Origin of the sequence: Chitinibacter sp. FCG-7, from assembly GCF_040047665.1 — a bacterium.
GTDB lineage: Bacteria > Pseudomonadota > Gammaproteobacteria > Burkholderiales > Chitinibacteraceae > Chitinibacter > Chitinibacter mangrovi.
Genome location: NZ_CP157355.1, coordinates 1,946,702 through 1,963,356, shown reverse-complemented (window position 1 = coordinate 1,963,356; position 16,655 = coordinate 1,946,702). Strand labels below are relative to the sequence as shown.

Annotated in this window: 18 protein-coding genes; 11 read left to right on the top strand and 7 right to left on the bottom strand. The window is 55.6% G+C overall.

The genetic code is table 11. The features are described 5' to 3' along the window. Positions 1–41: 41 nt before the first annotated feature. The 3 genes from ABHF33_RS09330 to ABHF33_RS09320 form a co-directional block, all read right to left on the bottom strand. On the bottom strand, positions 42–1,001 hold the full coding sequence (locus tag ABHF33_RS09330) for a TraB/GumN family protein (protein WP_348943709.1): 960 nt from the start codon (positions 999–1,001) through the stop codon (positions 42–44). Positions 1,002–1,143: 142 nt separating this feature from the next. Beyond that, positions 1,144–1,647 carry a TerB family tellurite resistance protein gene (locus tag ABHF33_RS09325; RefSeq protein WP_157670754.1) on the bottom strand — a complete coding sequence of 168 codons (504 nt, stop codon included), beginning with the start codon at positions 1,645–1,647 and terminating at the stop codon, positions 1,144–1,146. A gap of 100 nt (positions 1,648–1,747) precedes the next feature. Beyond that, entirely contained in the window at positions 1,748–2,686 is a 939-nt protein-coding gene (locus ABHF33_RS09320) for a methylenetetrahydrofolate reductase (protein ID WP_348943708.1), read from the bottom strand. 196 nt (positions 2,687–2,882) lie between these two features. On the opposite strand from ABHF33_RS09320, the gene ABHF33_RS09315 reads away from it, so the two are divergent. The 5 genes from ABHF33_RS09315 to ABHF33_RS09295 all read left to right on the top strand — a co-directional run bounded on the left by ABHF33_RS09315 (position 2,883) and on the right by ABHF33_RS09295 (position 5,659). Beyond that, positions 2,883–3,368 carry a hypothetical protein gene (locus ABHF33_RS09315; RefSeq protein ID WP_348943707.1) on the top strand — a complete coding sequence of 162 codons (486 nt, stop codon included), beginning with the start codon at positions 2,883–2,885 and terminating at the stop codon, positions 3,366–3,368. A gap of 341 nt (positions 3,369–3,709) precedes the next feature. Continuing rightward, positions 3,710–4,078 (top strand): hypothetical protein, encoded by a 369-nt coding sequence (locus ABHF33_RS09310; RefSeq protein ID WP_348943706.1) that lies wholly within the window; start codon positions 3,710–3,712, stop codon positions 4,076–4,078. Between the two features lie 49 nt (positions 4,079–4,127). Then, the gene (locus tag ABHF33_RS09305) at positions 4,128–4,304 is read left to right on the top strand and encodes a hypothetical protein (protein ID WP_348943705.1); all 177 of its coding nucleotides are present in this window, start codon (positions 4,128–4,130) and stop codon (positions 4,302–4,304) included. A gap of 75 nt (positions 4,305–4,379) precedes the next feature. Then, positions 4,380–4,637 (top strand): outer membrane protein assembly factor BamE domain-containing protein, encoded by a 258-nt coding sequence (gene bamE, locus ABHF33_RS09300; protein ID WP_348943704.1) that lies wholly within the window; start codon positions 4,380–4,382, stop codon positions 4,635–4,637. A gap of 233 nt (positions 4,638–4,870) precedes the next feature. Continuing rightward, positions 4,871–5,659: an EAL domain-containing protein gene (locus ABHF33_RS09295; RefSeq protein ID WP_348943703.1), complete on the top strand. Its 789-nt coding sequence runs from the start codon at positions 4,871–4,873 to the stop codon at positions 5,657–5,659. Here ABHF33_RS09295 and ABHF33_RS09290 read toward each other — a convergent pair. Further along, complete coding sequence (locus tag ABHF33_RS09290) at positions 5,656–5,988, bottom strand: antibiotic biosynthesis monooxygenase family protein (RefSeq protein ID WP_348943702.1); 333 nt, start codon at positions 5,986–5,988, stop codon at positions 5,656–5,658. The two genes, ABHF33_RS09295 and ABHF33_RS09290, sit on opposite strands and share 4 nt — an antisense overlap. Before the next feature lie 104 nt (positions 5,989–6,092). After that, positions 6,093–8,231 (bottom strand): DEAD/DEAH box helicase, encoded by a 2,139-nt coding sequence (locus ABHF33_RS17010; protein ID WP_432803931.1) that lies wholly within the window; start codon positions 8,229–8,231, stop codon positions 6,093–6,095. A gap of 327 nt (positions 8,232–8,558) precedes the next feature. On the opposite strand from ABHF33_RS17010, the gene ABHF33_RS09280 reads away from it, so the two are divergent. The 5 genes from ABHF33_RS09280 to ABHF33_RS09260 all read left to right on the top strand — a co-directional run bounded on the left by ABHF33_RS09280 (position 8,559) and on the right by ABHF33_RS09260 (position 13,385). Continuing rightward, entirely contained in the window at positions 8,559–9,113 is a 555-nt protein-coding gene (locus ABHF33_RS09280) for a YaeQ family protein (protein ID WP_348943701.1), read from the top strand. Between the two features lie 15 nt (positions 9,114–9,128). Beyond that, on the top strand, positions 9,129–9,581 hold the full coding sequence (locus ABHF33_RS09275; protein ID WP_348943700.1) for a hypothetical protein: 453 nt from the start codon (positions 9,129–9,131) through the stop codon (positions 9,579–9,581). After that, positions 9,578–9,982 carry an FKBP-type peptidyl-prolyl cis-trans isomerase gene (locus ABHF33_RS09270; RefSeq protein ID WP_348943699.1) on the top strand — a complete coding sequence of 135 codons (405 nt, stop codon included), beginning with the start codon at positions 9,578–9,580 and terminating at the stop codon, positions 9,980–9,982. Before ABHF33_RS09275 ends, ABHF33_RS09270 begins: the two co-directional genes overlap by 4 nt. A gap of 119 nt (positions 9,983–10,101) precedes the next feature. Next, positions 10,102–11,091, top strand: a complete 990-nt coding sequence (locus tag ABHF33_RS09265; RefSeq protein ID WP_348943698.1) for a TDT family transporter — start codon at positions 10,102–10,104, stop codon at positions 11,089–11,091. A 218-nt stretch (positions 11,092–11,309) separates the two neighbouring features. Next, the gene (locus ABHF33_RS09260; protein WP_348943697.1) at positions 11,310–13,385 is read left to right on the top strand and encodes a methyl-accepting chemotaxis protein; all 2,076 of its coding nucleotides are present in this window, start codon (positions 11,310–11,312) and stop codon (positions 13,383–13,385) included. 111 nt (positions 13,386–13,496) lie between these two features. Here the strand turns inward: ABHF33_RS09260 and ABHF33_RS09255 are convergent, their stop codons facing one another. Beyond that, positions 13,497–14,651 carry a glycerate kinase gene (locus ABHF33_RS09255; protein WP_348943696.1) on the bottom strand — a complete coding sequence of 385 codons (1,155 nt, stop codon included), beginning with the start codon at positions 14,649–14,651 and terminating at the stop codon, positions 13,497–13,499. Between the two features lie 76 nt (positions 14,652–14,727). Next, entirely contained in the window at positions 14,728–15,132 is a 405-nt protein-coding gene (locus ABHF33_RS09250; protein ID WP_348943695.1) for a carbohydrate-binding protein, read from the bottom strand. Positions 15,133–15,349: 217 nt separating this feature from the next. Between ABHF33_RS09250 and ABHF33_RS09245 the strand changes: the two genes are divergently transcribed. Beyond that, positions 15,350–16,648 (top strand): HD-GYP domain-containing protein, encoded by a 1,299-nt coding sequence (locus ABHF33_RS09245; RefSeq protein ID WP_348943694.1) that lies wholly within the window; start codon positions 15,350–15,352, stop codon positions 16,646–16,648. The last annotated feature ends 7 nt before the right edge of the window (positions 16,649–16,655 follow it).

The window sequence follows — 16,655 nt, the reverse complement described above, 5'->3', positions numbered from 1 at the left end:
CCAACTCAAGCAAGCCGCCAGCCAGTTTACTATGGCCTAGATCACTGCCCTGCCCCATCATCGAATACCACGCGCTCAACCGTGAAGCCGTGCTGCTTGAGCAAGCTGGGCAATCCTGTTTTACCGACCATGTGCAAGCTACCCACGGCGATAAACATCGTTTGCCCCTGGCGGTATTGCTGGGCGATGCGTTGGGCGATCACCACATTGCGATCATCATTGATCCGTTTCATCATCGCCCGATCCGCCGCGGTTTCAACGCACTGGCACCACTGGCGATAATTTTCAAACACCGCCAGATCAGAGCGATTCCACACATCGACCATTTTCACGACTTGCGCTCGCCCCTGGCCTGACTCCAGCAAAGCCAAACCGGCCTCAAATTGCTCGGGCAGGATTTTGTCGCCCTCGCCCAGCATGGCGCCCATTTGCTCTTTGGGCGTTTCCAGCGCAATCACGGGTTTATTGCTACCCTGCGCCAGCCCCAGCAACATGATTTCGCTACCAAACGCGGGCTCAATGCCATCGTGGCGCGCATCGGTCAGCATGATGCTGCTAAACAGCAAGGACGGATGCTGCTGGCCAATGAGCTCCAGCGGCAGGCAGTTTTTATTCAGCTGGGCTTTTAGCCGGGGCAGAAATTGCGCAGGAACACGGCCAGCGCCACGCTTGGACAGCGCCATAATCTGCGTGATCGTCGCAGGGTCAGCCAGATTCAGCTCCAGCGCAATCACATCACTCTGCTGCAAAGCCTGCCGGGTTTGCGGGCCGGGCAACATTCCCTCCAGCCGGTTGGCATGAATCGTGCCGTACAACCAGGAATCCTGCCCCTGCTTGCTGATCTTCCACAAAAAGCCCCGATCCTTGGCGCTCTGCAACAATGCCGGCATGTGCTCCGGCGTAGGCAACTCAGCAGCAGGTGGGCATTGGGCATGACCAGAGAAGCTAATCAGCAACAGGCAGCTTGCCAAAGCCAAGGTGGCACGGTGAAAGAATGTCATGACCGACCCTATCGGTGGTTTATTGAAGTCTCGATGATGGTTGAGCATGCCGATTCACAGCAACAGTCAGGCACGCTCAAGGCGCATAGCCTAACAGAAAAAGCCCACCAAACTGGTGGGCTTTTTCTGGGCCTAACGTGGGTCAGGAAAGCTGAACGGTATAGCCCGCCTGATTGTGCGGGTGGTTCTGGTCTACGAAGACCGAGCGGTCGTTTTTGATCATCAGCACTTCAAAGAAAGGCTTGAAGCGCTCGTCGCTAATGCCGAAGGCGGCCTGGATTTTGGCAAACATCGCTTGTTCTTCCGGCTCGGCTTCGCCGTCGGAAAATGCCGAATCCAGCAGATTCATCAGAATGCACATCTTCTGTGCATCGGTCAGAATCGGGGTGACATCGGCCAGATATTGATCAAGGCTGTTTTTCTGGCGATAGTTGATCGCGCGATCGAGCAATTGCTTGTTTTGCGCGCCAACGCCAATTGCACCGCTGGATGATTTGGCACCACCGAGCACCGAGAGCAAATGGCCAATTTCTTCATTATCCATTTCGCCATCGGCCGACATCATGTAGAGCAAGCCCGTCGCAAAAGCAAAATGCGGCGTAATGGTTTGGCTATTATCGCTTTTGAACATATCAAACAAACCCATGACTACGACTCCAGTTCAATCTAAGTAGAAAAGAACTGCTCGGACTCGCCCGGCATGAGCTTGGTTCCATCGCGGCGCGAACAATTTTTGCGCTTGGATTTTACATTGACGCGCTGGCAAACATCGCCTGCACATCGCGGACCAATTGCAATGACGCTTCGATCTCGTCTTTACGAATCGCCACGCTTTCGACATTACACCCGACGGGTATCTTCTTCTCGGCAGCATAGGACATCAGCTCTGAGAATATACCCCTACATACATCCAGCGATTTGGCCAGAATATCACCCGAATGCACCAGATCGTTTTCCAGCCATTTCGGAATGCTGATGCCCAGCCATTTCATAAACTCCAGCGTTTTCACCGAGCCGCACGGCGTGATGGTGAAAATAATCGGCACCATGGGCGTGCCGCTGGCCTCGCAGGCGTAGAAGTAATCTGACAGGAAATTTTTTGCCGCTTCGACGTTGTAAACGCACTGCGTCACAAAGAAAGAACACCCCTCGGCGACTTTGTGCGCCACGCGAAGGTGTTCGTCGTTTTTGACCAAATGCCGCTCCGGAATCGCCACGCCACCCACGAGCAGATCGGGATTGGTTTCGCGGCGCAACGCATACGCTTGCGCCACCGACAGCGACACCTGCTGCTCGCGCGAAGCCGCGCCAACAAACACCGAGACGCCTTCTCCACCGTCCGCCATCGCGCTCACATCAGCACGAAAAGCATCAGGCGAATATTTGCCCACGCAACGGTAATTGATTTTCGGCACAGCCAGCGCAGCCAGATAGTCGCGGCTATAAACCAGCGGATCGAGCGTCGCCATAAACGGAAATGGCCGCGCCGCATCGGTGCGATCAGCCTCGTCCTGAATGTCATACAGCACCAGCCCATCGACGCCCAGCGGCGCAATGCGCTCAATCTGCAAAGCAGCAATCTCGGCGATTTTCTCCGGCGTGTTATTCGCCTTCGGCGGCGTAATGCCATACAGCAAGATACCGGATTGGCGCTGGGTGATTTTGGTGTGCAGAGTAGTAGGCATAAGCAGGCTCGAATTCGTTTGGCGGGATTTTACGCTGTTTCAGGCTCGGTATAGACAAAGCAGGATGATAGTCATGCTGTTGCGTAATAAAACAGCAACTTTCAATTATGATTTTTACAACTATTCAAGTTAAGTATTTTTTCATACTTAAGTACACAACTATAATTGTTACTCAATTCTTACTAACGAACATAAAATGAAGAAAACCTTATTCTTATTCCTGTGTTGGGCAAGTATGCAATCCTATGCAGAGACAATAGAGCTAAGCTGTGCAACCCAGTACGGTGGTAGTGGCAAACGAGTTGTCAACTACACATGGAACACTGTAAGTGGCGCTATCGACTATACCGTTGAATTTCAAGGCTGCGCACCGCCAGGATATAGCCCGACTTATGGGTCTGTTCGTGCGAGCGGTACCCTATTGGATTTGGGAAACGATAGATATCGCGTTAAATTAATTGCCTCAAGTGATCTAAATGACGGCACAGCCTACAGATGGAGCAAATGCACTGAAAGCTTTGATGGGGAAGCTTACTTCAGCAAAGGTGTAGGCGGAATTATGCAACGAGGCCGCTCAAAGCTAACTGAATGTGAGTCAGAAGGGATGAATGACTGGGGTGGCAATAATCTTCTTGACTATTTAACCGCAGGAATGGGTACTTATGGTGGTATGGTGCATTAACTCTGCGAATAAGTAATTTATGCTGACAGAAGTAAAACAAACTGCAGCTGAATTTGATCCAAAACGTTCTCTGGTAGTCCATCGCCATCGGCTTTAACGCTAGCGTTAGCGAAATCATCGGAGAGCCACCCAGCCATTCGTAACAGCGTTTTTTTACTGCGCTCTGCTTAGGCTGGGTGATCAGCATATTCTTGCCAGCTATTCATTCCCAAGCACACCTTGATCACCACACCCGGTGGCGCATTAAGGTTAAATATTTGCTCGCAAAATTGAGCAATTCACCCTGCTTTTGGCCTTCTATGCTGGACGAGCTTGCATATACCGGTGCAGCGAAGGCAAATATGGAACTCAAACACAGCAAATCCATCTTTAGCGAACCATTCAAGCCGATTGCTTGCGATCAGTGCTGCAATTTTGAAGGTCTGGGTTTTGAATTTACGATGACTTTTCAACCGATCCAGGATACCAATTTGCAGCGCCCTTTCGCTTATGAAGCTTTGGTCAGGGGCATGAATGGCGAGTCTGCTTACCGCATTCTGGAGCAGGTCAACGATGGCAACCGCTATTGTTTTGATCAGGCGTGCCGGGTGAAAGCCATTGAGCTGGCGTCCAAACTAGGGCTGCAAAATCAAACCGATTGCCTGCTGTCGATCAACTTTCTGCCCAATGCGGTATATCGCCCCGAAACCTGCATCCGCGCCACGCTGTAGACCTCAGAACGATTCCGCTTTCCTGCGCATCACAGACATCAGCGGTGGCGTGCCATACACCCTTTACTTGCCGCAAACACTCGCCAACCCGCAGATCGGGCTGACCCCGTATGGCGAGCAAATCAGTATTTTCGACTATCTGGACGATGTGGCGCTTCAAGCGCAATGCCTACAGCTGGGTCAGCTTTTGCCGTGCACTGGCCATCGTTATGCGGCGCAAGGCTGAGCCCAGCCGCCCACGCCAGAGCGGCGGCGTTTTCGTTATACTGGCAGGCACTTTGATCCCACAGTGCCTGCCCATATGAAACGCCTACTAGTCCTCTTCGCCCTGCTCCTGCTCGCCGCGTGCAGCAAAATCACCGCTGAAAACTACCAAAAACTCGAAAGCGGCATGAGCCGCGCCGAGGTTGTCGCCATCCTTGGCGAACCGACGCAAAGCGATGCAGGCAGCCTGCTGGGCATCAAAAGCGAATCTGCCAGCTGGCAAAACGGCAACACCGTCATCAGCGGCCAATTCGTCAACGGCAAGCTACTCACGCATGGGATGCAAAAGCAATAATAAGATCATCACAGCGCAGGCTAAGCCTGCGGTGCCCAAAATGGTGGAGTTTCACTGGGGTAAGGTAAGTTGGCGAATGCTATGCAGCACATGGCCTGCCGCCCCTTGCTGACCACGCCCGGTGACGTATTAAAGGTGGAAAATCTGCGTACGCATTGGAGCAATTCACCCCGTTTTGGCTTTGCTGAGCTATGCTGGATGAGCTTGTTTATATCAGTGCAGCGAAGGCAAATATGGAACTCAAACACAGCAAATCCATCTTTAGCGAACCATTCAAGCCGATTGCTTGCGATCAGTGCCGCAATCTTGAAGGTCTGGGCTTTGAATTTACGATGGCTTTTCAACCGATCTGGGATACCGATTTGCAGCGCCCTTTCGCTTATGAAGCTTTGGTCAGGGGCATGAATGGCGAGCCTGCTTACAGCATTCTGGAGCAGGTCAACGATGGCAACCGCTATCGTTTTGATCAGGCATGCCGGGTGAAAGCCATTGAGCTGGCGTCCAAGCTGGGGCTGCAAAACCAAACCGATTGCCTGCTGTCGATCAACTTTCTGCCCAATGCGGTGTATCGCCCCGAAACCTGCATTCGCGCCACGCTGGAGGCCTCGGAGCGATTCCGCTTTCCCACCAATCGGCTGATGTTTGAAGTGACCGAAGGGGAAAGGGTCAATGATAGCGAGCATCTGGCCGGTATCTTTGAGGCTTACCGGCGGCGTGGCTTTACCACGGCGATTGATGATTTTGGTGCTGGCTATTCGGGATTGAATTTGCTGGCAGAGTTTCAGCCCGATGTGATCAAGATCGATATGGAATTAACACGGGGAATTGATCGCAGCGCCAGCCGTCAGGCTATTCTGGCAGGCATTTTGCTGACCTGCTCAAGGCTGAAAATCCGGGTCATCGCAGAAGGCGTAGAAACCGAAGCCGAATATCGCACGCTCACTGAGATGGGCGTGCATCTGATTCAGGGCTACTACTTCGCCCGACCGGAAATTGACAATCTGCTGCAGGCAATTCGTTAGCGCAATGCTGCGCAGCCAGCCAGTACGTGCCCCATCTGCCCATCGCCATAGGTTTTCAACACTTGTGAAATGATGACCTGATAGCCGCCCAGCCATTCGCTATAGCGTTTTTTGGCTTCGATATGCTCGGGGTGGGCGATCAGCGCTTTGAGCCCGGCCTCGGATTCCCAGTAATACACATTGGCGATGCGGCCCGTTTTCGGATCTTCCCACGCTTCTTCGCCGATATAGCCGACTGATTCTTTGGCGGCCGTGGCAATCAGCGCGTCGAGCGCGTGAAATTCGTCGTTGTATTGTTTAGCGGTGAAAATGAAAGTCGCGGAATACATACCCTGTCCCGTATACGAATGAAGGCCATATAAAATATGGCCTTCGATTAAATACCTATCGCAACACGTCGGGTTACGCTTCGCTAACCCGACCTACCCGGTAATTACTCTTCGTCGCGGGGTTTACCGCCACCGAGTAGTGCGGCCGTTGGCGCAGAGCGGCGACGCTGGCCGCCGTGGCCTTCGGAGTGCGGTGTGTGTGTTTGCGGCTTGCGCTGGTCGGTGCGGCGGCCATCGCTGGCGGCAGAGCGACCATCGCGGGCTGGTGGGCGACCGTCGCGTACCTGTGGACGACCGCCACGGGTATCAGTGCGAGCACCATCGCGCCCCGCCGGACGCGGGCCACGGCTGCTGTCACTGCGTGAACCGCCACGGCCACCGGTTTCCGGTTTGTCGTAATAGCCACCCTGACGCGGGATCGGCGGGAAGCCGCCTTGCGTCGAGGCAGCATTGCCGCCGTTGCCGTAGCGCGGGCCACGCGCCGGGCGCTGCATCAGCTCGGGTGGCAGGGCATTGGCATTCGACATAGGCTGGCGTTCGTCATAATTCTCACGCGGGCCACGGCCAGCTGTGCCCTCAGAACGCGGGCGACGTGCTTCATTGCTACGGCCTTCGCCACGTGGGGCGCGTTCCTGACGAGGCGCTCCATCCCGCGGTGCACGCTCTTGGCGTGGCGCACGTTGTGACTGATCGCCATCAACACGCACTTCACCAGCCGGGCGACGACCACGGCCACGGGCCTGCCCTTCGCGTGGTTGCCCTTCTCGCTGCTGACGCGCACGCGCTGGCGACGTTTCACCGTCAGCACTGGCAACCACAGCATCTACACTGCCTTCGGGGCGACGGCGACCTTGGCCGCTGCGTGGGCTGCGCTGTATTTTGCTTTCCGCTTCAGCTTTTTTCGCCGCCATCACTTTGGCGACTTCTTCCGGGCTGGCCCCAGCGGCGAGCATCGCATCTTTCTCAGCTTGCAGCGCTTCGGCGTTGGCTTTGTTCCAACCCTTCGGAGGACGTGAATTCATATTGGTGCGTGGCGTACGCGGTGGGCGATCACGGCCCAAACCACCACGCACAATTGGCTCTGGCTTCACGCTCAGATCGGCTTCATAGCCGGGGACAGTAAATTTTGGAATCGATTGCTTGGTCAGCTTTTCGATGTCGGCGAGGAATTTGAGCTCGTCGACACACACCAGCGACAGCGCTTCACCGGTACAGCCAGCGCGGCCAGTACGGCCAATGCGGTGAACGTAATCTTCGGAAATATTCGGCAATTCAAAATTGACGACGTGCGGCAACTCTTCAATATCAAGGCCACGTGCGGCGATGTCGGTCGCCACCAGCACTTGCAGCTCGCCGGTTTTAAATTGCGCCAGCGCAGCGGTGCGAGCGTTCTGGCTCTTGTTACCGTGAATCGCCATTGCGGTAATGCCGTCTTTGTTCAGTTTTTCGGCCACACGGTTACACGCGTGTTTGGTGCGCATAAACACCAACACCTGATGCCAGTCGCCTTCTTTAATCAGATGCGTCAGCAGCGGCAGCTTTTTATCGCGATCCACCAGATGCACGCGCTGGCTCACCAACTCATTGGTGGTATTGCGGCGGGCTACTTCGATCAGCGCCGGATTATTGAGCAGCTTGTCGGCGAGGTCTTTGATCTCGTCGCTAAATGTGGCCGAGAACAGCAGGTTCTGGCGCTCGGCAGGAACCAGCTTCAATACTTTTTTGATGTCGTGGATAAAGCCCATATCGAGCATGCGATCGGCTTCGTCCAGCACCAGAATTTCCACCGCCGACAAATCGACAGTTTGCTGGCCAACGTGATCGAGCAAGCGGCCCGGCGTAGCAACCAGAATGTCCAGCGGTGAATGCAGGCGACGATGTTGCGGTTTGATATTGACACCGCCAAACATCACCATCGACGTGTACGGCAGGTATTTGCCATAGGTTTTAACCGATTCTTCAACCTGCGCGGCCAATTCACGCGTTGGCGTTAAGATCAGCACGCGCGGCGCGCCTTTCTGGCTCGTTGGTGCGCCTTTTTCAACCAGACGCTGCAAAATCGGCAAGGTAAAGCCGGCGGTTTTACCGGTACCGGTTTGTGCTGCGGCGAGCAAATCGCCGCCTAATATCACTTGGGGAATGGCCTGCGCTTGAATCGGCGTCGGGCTGGTGTAACCGGTTTCTGCAACAGCGCGCAATAGCGGCTCGGCCAATTTTAAATCGGCAAAAGTCAGTTCAGACATTGAATATTCCTGCTGCGGCCTATCGCGGGCGCGATACCAATCCAGGGCAGGTTGAGGTAAATTGAAGAGAGAGGCCGGGTGACAGGACGTCAAAACCACGGCGCGCCGATTGGTTGGGCGCTAAAACTCGGATTCTACAGAATATTTAGTCAAAAAAACAAACGCTGTATGCAAATAAATGGGCTTTTTGCTCTTTATTTGATCAAAGGTCGATTTCTGCCGCTACATCCATCCGGCGTTGTAGCGATCACGCCAAGGGGCTGCGGCCTGATACAAGCCGGAGGCGAAAGCGCTACACTACGATCTTTTCCGCTTTAGCTCTGTCTCATGGCCATCAAATCTACGGTTTTCAAAGCCGAACTCAATATCAGCGATATGGATCGCCATTATTATGCGACTCACCAGCTGACTATCGCCCGCCACCCTTCCGAAACCGACGAGCGCATGATGCTGCGGCTGGTGGCATTTGCCCAGCACGCCAGCGAATCGCTCGAACTCACGCGCGGCCTGTGCGCCGATGACGAGCCTGATATCTGGCAGCGCGATCTGACTGACGCGATCGAAAACTGGATCGACCTGGGCATGCCTGACGAAAAGCGCATCAAAAAAGCCTGCGGGCGCTCAAACGAAGTCTGGATTTACGCCTATGGCGCACGCGTGGTCGATATCTGGTTTGACGGCATCAAAGGTCAACTCACCCGCTTTAATCATCTCAACGTCGTCGGCGTCGATGCCGACACGCTGGCAGAGCTGGCCAAGATGACCGAACGCACGATGCAATTGCAATTCACAATTCAGGACGGCCAGACCTGGGTGTCGGATAACACGCACAATATACTGGTTGAGCCGCGGCCTCTGCTGCGCATGGGGCAGATCGTTTGATGAGAAAAAATAGATATGTTTGAATATGACAAAGTCGATAATGATCACACAGCTGACGTCATCATCATTTATCTAATCGGGGCATTGATTTCATACTTCCCATATCAATTTCTATTCCCCCCTAAAGTTTGCTGTGATGTTGGTAGTATGCTTTTGGGATCAATTTTTAATTTAGCTTTACAGCATTTTTTCGGGCTAGTGTGTTGTGTAGCGCTGAGCGTACAACTCACAACAATCAAAAAAACCAAAACAATACACCTCACCATTGCTACCACTTTCACTGCTATTGGAGTTACTGCATTACATCTAGTGATCGGATGGGCAGCCCTACTCATGCTCTTGAGCGGCATCTGGTATTTACCATTTGCTATTGCGACATTGATGATTGTTCCCTCCATCATCTTTTGGTCAACCGCCTATTGCTGCAGATACCTCAACCAAACTTCCGAACCAAAGGAAAACCAATGAAAATAATTTACTCCGCGATGTTGTTTAGTGCTCTAACTTGCTCTGCCCACGCAACTGAAGTCGCCAAACCGTTCAAAACCGAATCGGGCATTGAAATCACCATGCTCAAGGAAGGCAAAGGCGCTGCGCCCAAAGCGCTCGATACCGTGAGCGTGCATTACCGTGGCACTTTGCCCGATGGCAAGGAATTTGATAGCTCGTACAAACGTGGCCAGCCAGCGACTTTCCCGCTGGCGCGCGTGGTGCCGTGCTGGACCGAAGGCGTGCAGAAAATCCGCGAAGGCGGCAAGGCCAAACTGGTTTGCCCGCCGAAGCTGGCCTACGGCGAACGCGGTGTACCCGGTGTGATTCCGCCGAACGCCACGCTGATTTTTGAAGTGGAATTGCTGAAAATCATGTAATTGATCACGCAGTGGCGGCCTTGGTATTTTTCGCCTAGCCCTCACTTTGCCATCGGCATATCATTCATAAAACAGATCGTATTTTTTAATTAATCCACAAATACGATAAGGAGAATGAAATGCCAAGTACCCTATTTCGCCATTTATCGGCCCTGTCACAACAGCTGCGCCAGCTGCCCACCGCTTTGGGCGGGCTGGCGCTGGGTATTGGTGGCCTGGGTATGTGTCTTGACTCGGCGCTGCAAGCACAGGGGCGGATTGAAACCGCCACGATGCTGTTGTCGGCCCTGCTACTTTTGCTCTTGTGCGGACGCTTTGCGCTGCATTTTGATACGCTGAAAACCGATCTGAAACATCCGGTAGTCGGCAGCGTGGCACCCACTTTTGCCATGGCACTGATGGTCGTCAGCCACGGCATTGCGTTGTATCTGCTCACCTGTGGCCTGCTTGTCTGGCTAGCCGCGATTGGGGTGCATGTCTTTTTTCTGGTGAAATTTATCCGCTATCGCCGCCGCGATTTTTCGCTGCAGCATATGGTGCCCAGCTGGTTTGTGCCACCTGTAGGCATCGCCGTGGCGGCCGTCACCTGGTCTGGCGAAGCTGGCAGCTGGTCGCACGGTATCGCCTGGGCCTGTATGGCTTTTGCGCTGGCCTGCTATGCGCTGATGATGCCGCTGATGTTTTACCGCCTGATTTTCCGTGACACTATTCCCCGAGGCGCGCAGCCAACCATCGCGATTCTGGCCGCGCCCGCCAGCCTGACGCTGGCCGCCTATCTGCGCGTCGCCATCACGCCGCAGCCGCTGCTGGTGATTGTGATGCTGGGCTTGGCAATCACGATGACGCTGATCGTGTACGCGGCGTTTATCCATTTGCTGCGCCTGCCTTTTTCCCCCGGCTACGCGGCGCTGACTTTCCCGATGGCGATTGGTGCAACAGCGCTATACAAAGTGCACGCACTGTTTATCAGCTGGCATTTACCCACCGCGATGATCGAGCAAATCGGCTGGATGGCTGCGCTGGAGCTGGCAATTGCCAGTGCAGTAATTAGCTATGTGGCGCTGCGCTATGCCTTATCATTCGGGCAATGGATTAAATCAAGGGTATAGCTCTATAGTCATTATTCAAATTCACTTACAGAGCAATACATCCACCCCGTATTAAAACCAGGCCAGGCTCTTCGCACCACGCTCACTTCCCCGCTGCGCACGCACCATCGCATCCGCCCTATCGCCCTGCGACTATGTCAGATCACGGTAACAAAACGCGGCGCGACGTGCTATGAACAAGATAATCCGCCGATTGTTCAGCACGTGAAGGAAAGATCATGCACCCACTTTTTGCCCGCCTTCAAATGCGCACCAAGGTGCTGATTGCCGCCACGCTGGCCATCGGGCTGGGTTTGACCGTGATGATCTGGATGATCGCCAGCCAGGTTTACGCCGATGCCGAGCGCGTCGGCAAAATCCGCGCGCAGGAGCAGGCCGAATCGTACGCCAAACAGATCGAGGCGCAATTCAGTATCGGTTTTGCCTTGCCGCAACATCTAGCCGACGCCGTTACCGGCATGCAGGGCGAGCATTTCCCACCGCGCAAAACCATAGACCAGCTGATTTTGAAATTGCTCGGCGGTTTTCCCGACGCTTCGGGGCTATGGATGCTGATGGAGGCCAACGCGCTGGACGGCAAAGACGCCGAATATGCCAGTGACTGGCCTCGCCACGATCCAACCGGGCGCTATATGCCCTATATGACTCGCTCGGGCGACAAGGTGGCGCAGGACGTCATGATGGGGGAAAAACAGCAACAGGAAGCCATGCCGTTTCGCAGCAATCCGGCCGGCTACAAACCGCCTTATGATCAGGCAGGCTGGGGTGATTTTTACTTTGTCCCCAAATCGCGCCAGCGCGACACGATTACCGAGCCTTTCCCCTACGATGTGCAAGGCAAAAGCATTCTGATGTCGTCGCTGGCCGTGGTGATTAAAAATCAGGCCGGTGCATTTCAGGGCGTTGCGGCGGTGGATTTGCCGCTGGATCGGCTGCAGAGCATTTTCAGCCAGTTCAAGCCATTCGGCGTTGGCCATCTGACGCTGGTCTCCAATGGCGGACTGTACGTCGTCCACCAGAACAGCAGCCTGCTGGGCAAACCGATCAATGCCAGCCTGTATCCTACTGATTTGCTGCAGCAAATGCAGGCGGGCAAAACGCTGGAATTTGAACGCGACGGCGCATTGCACGTCTGGCGCGCCATCACGGTGGGCAATACCGGGCAATATTGGGGTCTGGGCGTGTCGATCCCCAAAGACGTGATCGTGGCCGACGCCGTCAATGCGCGGCGTGATGCGATTATTATTGGCCTGATTACCGGTGTGCTGCTGCTGGCGGTGCTGGCCTTTATGCTGACCATCCTGACCGCGCCGCTGGGCAGGCTGGCCAGCGCGATGGAAACGCTGGCTCATGGCGAGGGCGATCTGACGCGGCGGCTGGAGGTGAAGTCGCACGATGAAATCGGCCGCACCAGCGAGGCTTTCAACCACTTTATGGAGCATCTGCGCGAGATGTTTGTGCAGGTGCGCAGTGAAAGCGAATCGGTTGGCATGGCTGCACGCCAGCTCAGCGGCGTGGCCGACAAAGTCGCCCATGCCTCGCAGCAGCAAGCCGAATCGTCAACCGCCACCGCCGCCAGCGTCGAGCAAGTGACGGTGAGCATCCAGCATATTGCCGAAAGCGCGCATCATTTTGAAACCAGCGCGGCCAGCACCAGCCGCTCGACCGAAGAAGGCCAATCGCTGGTGCAGAATGTGGCGCAGGAAATCGACAAGCTGCATCAATCGGTCGATGCGCTATCGGGCTCGATGGGCAAACTGAATCAGCAATCGGCCAGAGTCGATACCATTGTCAGCGTGATCAAGGATATTGCCGAGCAAACCAATCTGCTGGCGCTCAACGCCGCCATCGAAGCGGCGCGCGCTGGCGAGCAGGGGCGCGGCTTTGCCGTCGTGGCCGACGAAGTGCGCAAGCTGGCGGCGCGAACCAGCGAAGCCACACAGGAAATCAGCCATATCGTCGGCGATATTCAGGGCGAAATTTCCAGCTCGGATCAGAATATGCAGGTCACCCGCAAACAGATTGCCAGCTGCCTGACGATCTCGAATCAGGCCAGCGAAGCCATCGGCGCGGTTTCGGGCGAGACACGCAGCCTGATTTCCGACGTAGCGGTGATTGCCGATGCCACGCGCGAGCAGGCGGCGGCCAGTACCGATATTGCCAAAAATATCGAACACATCAGCAATATGGCGCAGGAGAACAATCACTCGATCACAGAAGTGGCGCATTCGGTGACCGCACTGGAAAATCTCGCCCGCCGCATGGCCGATCTGGTCTCGAAATTCCGCACCTGATTGAGTGCAAGCCAAGGCCTCGCCAGCGACAACTGGCGAGGCTTTTTTATGCCCGTGAACAACAAAATACATGGCAATGTATATAGATCTAGCTCAACCCTGGCAAGGACTTCAGGGCAATACCCTGGCGATTGGCGAGATGGCGATCAGCGCCGCAATATTGCGCGCCACGCGCTGCAGATTATCGCTGGCATGGCTTAGCGCCTCATCCTGCGTCATCGGTTTATGCACGCAGGAAAACACCGCATCAATCCCATGCCCATACAACTGATCGACGTCTTCGCGCAGGCAGCCGCCAATGGCAATCACCGGCAGGCCAAACTGCTTGGCCAGTTGCGCCACACCCAGCGGGGTTTTGCCAAAAACCGTCTGCCCATCCAGACGGCCTTCGCCGGTAATCACTAGATCGGCGTCGGCCAGATGTCTCGCCAGATCTGTAGCATCCAGCACAATGTCAACACCGCGCCGCAGGCGGGCATTGAGAAACGCCAGCGCCGCCGCGCCCATGCCACCGGCAGCGCCCGCCCCGGCCGCGTGCTCAATATCAATGCCGACCTGCTGACGGATGATGCTGGCGTAATGGCTTAATGCCGCGTCCAGCTGGGCGACCATCGCCGGGCTTGCGCCTTTTTGCGGGCCAAAAATCGCCGAAGCGCCCTGACTGCCAGTCAGCGGATTATCCACATCGCAGGCCACTTCAAACCGGCAGTGCGCCAGACGCGGATCAAGGCCGCTTAGATCAATCCGGCTAAGCTGCGCCAGCGCCGCACCACCAGCAGGCAATGCCTTGCCAGCGGCATCGAGCAATTGCACACCCAGCGCCCGCAGCATTCCCGCGCCACCGTCATTGGTCGCCGAGCCGCCAATCGCCAGAATAAAATGCCGCACGCCCGCGTCCAGCGCGGCGTTGATCAATTCGCCCGTGCCAGCGCTGCAGCTCAATAAGGGATTGCGCCGCTGCGGCGCGATCAGCGCCAATCCGCTGGCGGCGGCCATTTCGATCACGGCCGTTTCACCGTCACCGAGCAAACCCCAGTGCGCAAGCAGCGGATCGCCCAAAGGATCGTGCACCGTGGCAGAGCGAAACTGCCCGCCTGTGGCGTCGATCAATGCCGCCAGCGTGCCTTCGCCGCCGTCGGCCAGCGGAATCGCCACAATCTCCACCGCAGGCAATGCGGAGCGAAAAGCATCGGCAATCATCTGCGCCACCTGCCGGGCGCTAAGCGATTCTTTAAATGAATCCGGCGCGATCACGATTTTTTTCATTTTCAACCAAAAATACCAAGGTATATTGCTACAGCCATTATCTTAATTAATCTAGAAGCATATACCCATCAATACATTAATGATGCCGAACCGGATTGTGGCTGACTTTTTCCCACAAGCTGGGCGCACGCTCCGGGTTCCAGCCTGCGCCTTTTTCGGCTTTGTGCCTTTGCAGGCAGCGATAAGTGTGGCCGCGATAGCGGCTTAGTTCGCCGACGCTGTAATGCCGCCCTTCGCGCCACTGACCATCGCCTGCGCCGTGGCTGCGTTCATCCGTTTTGCGCCACAGCGCGGCGGCAGCTTCAGGATTCCAGTTGGCCCCCTTCACCGCCCGATGGCTTTGCAGCGCTTCATAGCTCTGCCCCAGATAAAGCACGCGCGCGCCTTGCGGGTAATACACGCCTTCACGCCAGTCGCGGCTGGCCCACGCCGAGACACTCAAGAGCAAAGCCAGCACACCCAGGCTCCATTTTTTCATCATGCTATTTTCCCCAGCCAATCGATGGCCACAGTATCGCAGCGATTTAAGCTGCGGCGGATGATCAGGCTCACAAGCGTAGCGGCAATATTCACTGCTCACTTGATGTCACTGCCCACTTTATGCGCTGGGCTGCATCTTTGCAGCAATCCGGTATTGATCAATTTCCTCAGCCTATACTGAAGCCCAGAGTAAACATTCAGCTCTAGTCAGGATGGCTATGTACAATCATCAAGTCAGAATCGATGCGCTTTCCACCTTCCGAATTCACCTGTTCGACATGGTTTGCGCGCTGTCGACCGCGCTTGACCTGCTCGATCCGGCGCTGGGCTCGCACCAGAAGCGCACCTGCCTGATCGCTGCGCAGATAGCCCGCAATATGGCGCTGAACGACAGCGATTATCAGGATGTATTTGGCGCGGCCATTTTTCATGATATTGGCGCAATTGGCCTGCAAGACCGGCTCGCCCTGCTGGATTTTGAAGAACACGACGCGCACGCCCATGCACACATGGGCGCGCTCTTGCTGTCACGCTTTCCGGGCTTTGACCGCTACGCCGCGCTGGTACGCCACCACCATATACAGTGGAATTACGGCGCGGGAGCCTTGTTTGAGGGCGAAACAGTGCCCTTGATGAGCCACCTGATTTATCTGGCCGACCGCATCGAGGTGCTGGCGCAGGGGCAAGACAATATCCTGGGCGCGGCACCCGGCATTGTCGAGCAGATTTGCGACGCCAGCGGCAGCAAATTTCACCCGCTGTTTGTCGATGCCTTTTGCAAAACCGCGCAGCAGGAAAGCTTCTGGCTGGATATTTTCTCGCGCAATCTGGACCGCATTCTGATGGATCTGGCGCCGTTCGATAATATCGACCTGGATCTGGACCAGATGCTGCAGTTTGCCCAGTTTTTTGCGCTGGTAATTGATTCGCGCAGCCACTTTACAGCCACGCACTCGGTTGGCGTGGCCATCACCGCCGAAACCATCGCCCGGCATATGCAAATGAGCGAGCAGGAATGCATCAAAATCCGGATGGCAGGCTATTTGCACGATCTGGGCAAACTGGCGATTCCCAGCGAATACATCGAGCGCCAGGGCACGCTGGGCGAGCAGGAAATGGCGCGGGTTCGCTCGCACAGCTATCTGACGCTGGATATTCTGGGCGCCATCAAGGGGCTAGAGGACGTCGCTGAATGGGCGGCCTGCCATCACGAACGGCTCGATGGCAGCGGCTATCCTTACCATCGCACCGGAGCCGAGCTGACTTTGGGCTCGCGCATTATGGCGGTGGCCGACGTCTACACCGCGCTGACCGAAGACCGGCCATATCGCCCCGGACTCAGCCCGGCGGCCGTGCTCGACAACCTGCACGAGCTGGCGCAGCAGGGCAAACTCGATCCGCAGGTGATTGCCACGCTACAGGCCAATCTGGGCGATGTGGAAACCGCGCGGGTTCGTGCGCAAAATCAGGAAGGCATGGATTTGATCGAATTCTGGCAACTGGCCACACAGTCATAAGGCGGGC

Bases quoted from the DNA above. Each gene is read 5' to 3' on its own strand.
- ABHF33_RS09310 (WP_348943706.1), top strand. From the start codon at position 3,710: ATGGAACTCAAACACAGCAAATCCATCTTTAGCGAACCATTCAAGCCG.
- ABHF33_RS09270 (WP_348943699.1), top strand. From the start codon at position 9,578: ATGAAAATAATTTACTCCGCGATGTTGTTTAGTGCTCTAACTTGCTCT.
- ABHF33_RS09295 (WP_348943703.1), top strand. From the start codon at position 4,871: ATGGAACTCAAACACAGCAAATCCATCTTTAGCGAACCATTCAAGCCG.
- ABHF33_RS09245 (WP_348943694.1), top strand. From the start codon at position 15,350: ATGTACAATCATCAAGTCAGAATCGATGCGCTTTCCACCTTCCGAATT.
- ABHF33_RS09290 (WP_348943702.1), bottom strand. From the start codon at position 5,988: ATGTATTCCGCGACTTTCATTTTCACCGCTAAACAATACAACGACGAA.
- ABHF33_RS09320 (WP_348943708.1), bottom strand. From the start codon at position 2,686: ATGCCTACTACTCTGCACACCAAAATCACCCAGCGCCAATCCGGTATC.
- ABHF33_RS09325 (WP_157670754.1), bottom strand. From the start codon at position 1,647: ATGGGTTTGTTTGATATGTTCAAAAGCGATAATAGCCAAACCATTACG.
- bamE (WP_348943704.1), top strand. From the start codon at position 4,380: ATGAAACGCCTACTAGTCCTCTTCGCCCTGCTCCTGCTCGCCGCGTGC.
- ABHF33_RS09330 (WP_348943709.1), bottom strand. From the start codon at position 1,001: ATGACATTCTTTCACCGTGCCACCTTGGCTTTGGCAAGCTGCCTGTTG.
- ABHF33_RS09260 (WP_348943697.1), top strand. From the start codon at position 11,310: ATGCACCCACTTTTTGCCCGCCTTCAAATGCGCACCAAGGTGCTGATT.
- ABHF33_RS09265 (WP_348943698.1), top strand. From the start codon at position 10,102: ATGCCAAGTACCCTATTTCGCCATTTATCGGCCCTGTCACAACAGCTG.
- ABHF33_RS09250 (WP_348943695.1), bottom strand. From the start codon at position 15,132: ATGATGAAAAAATGGAGCCTGGGTGTGCTGGCTTTGCTCTTGAGTGTC.
- ABHF33_RS09275 (WP_348943700.1), top strand. From the start codon at position 9,129: ATGTTTGAATATGACAAAGTCGATAATGATCACACAGCTGACGTCATC.
- ABHF33_RS09315 (WP_348943707.1), top strand. From the start codon at position 2,883: ATGAAGAAAACCTTATTCTTATTCCTGTGTTGGGCAAGTATGCAATCC.
- ABHF33_RS09255 (WP_348943696.1), bottom strand. From the start codon at position 14,651: ATGAAAAAAATCGTGATCGCGCCGGATTCATTTAAAGAATCGCTTAGC.
- ABHF33_RS09280 (WP_348943701.1), top strand. From the start codon at position 8,559: ATGGCCATCAAATCTACGGTTTTCAAAGCCGAACTCAATATCAGCGAT.
- ABHF33_RS17010 (WP_432803931.1), bottom strand. From the start codon at position 8,231: ATGTCTGAACTGACTTTTGCCGATTTAAAATTGGCCGAGCCGCTATTG.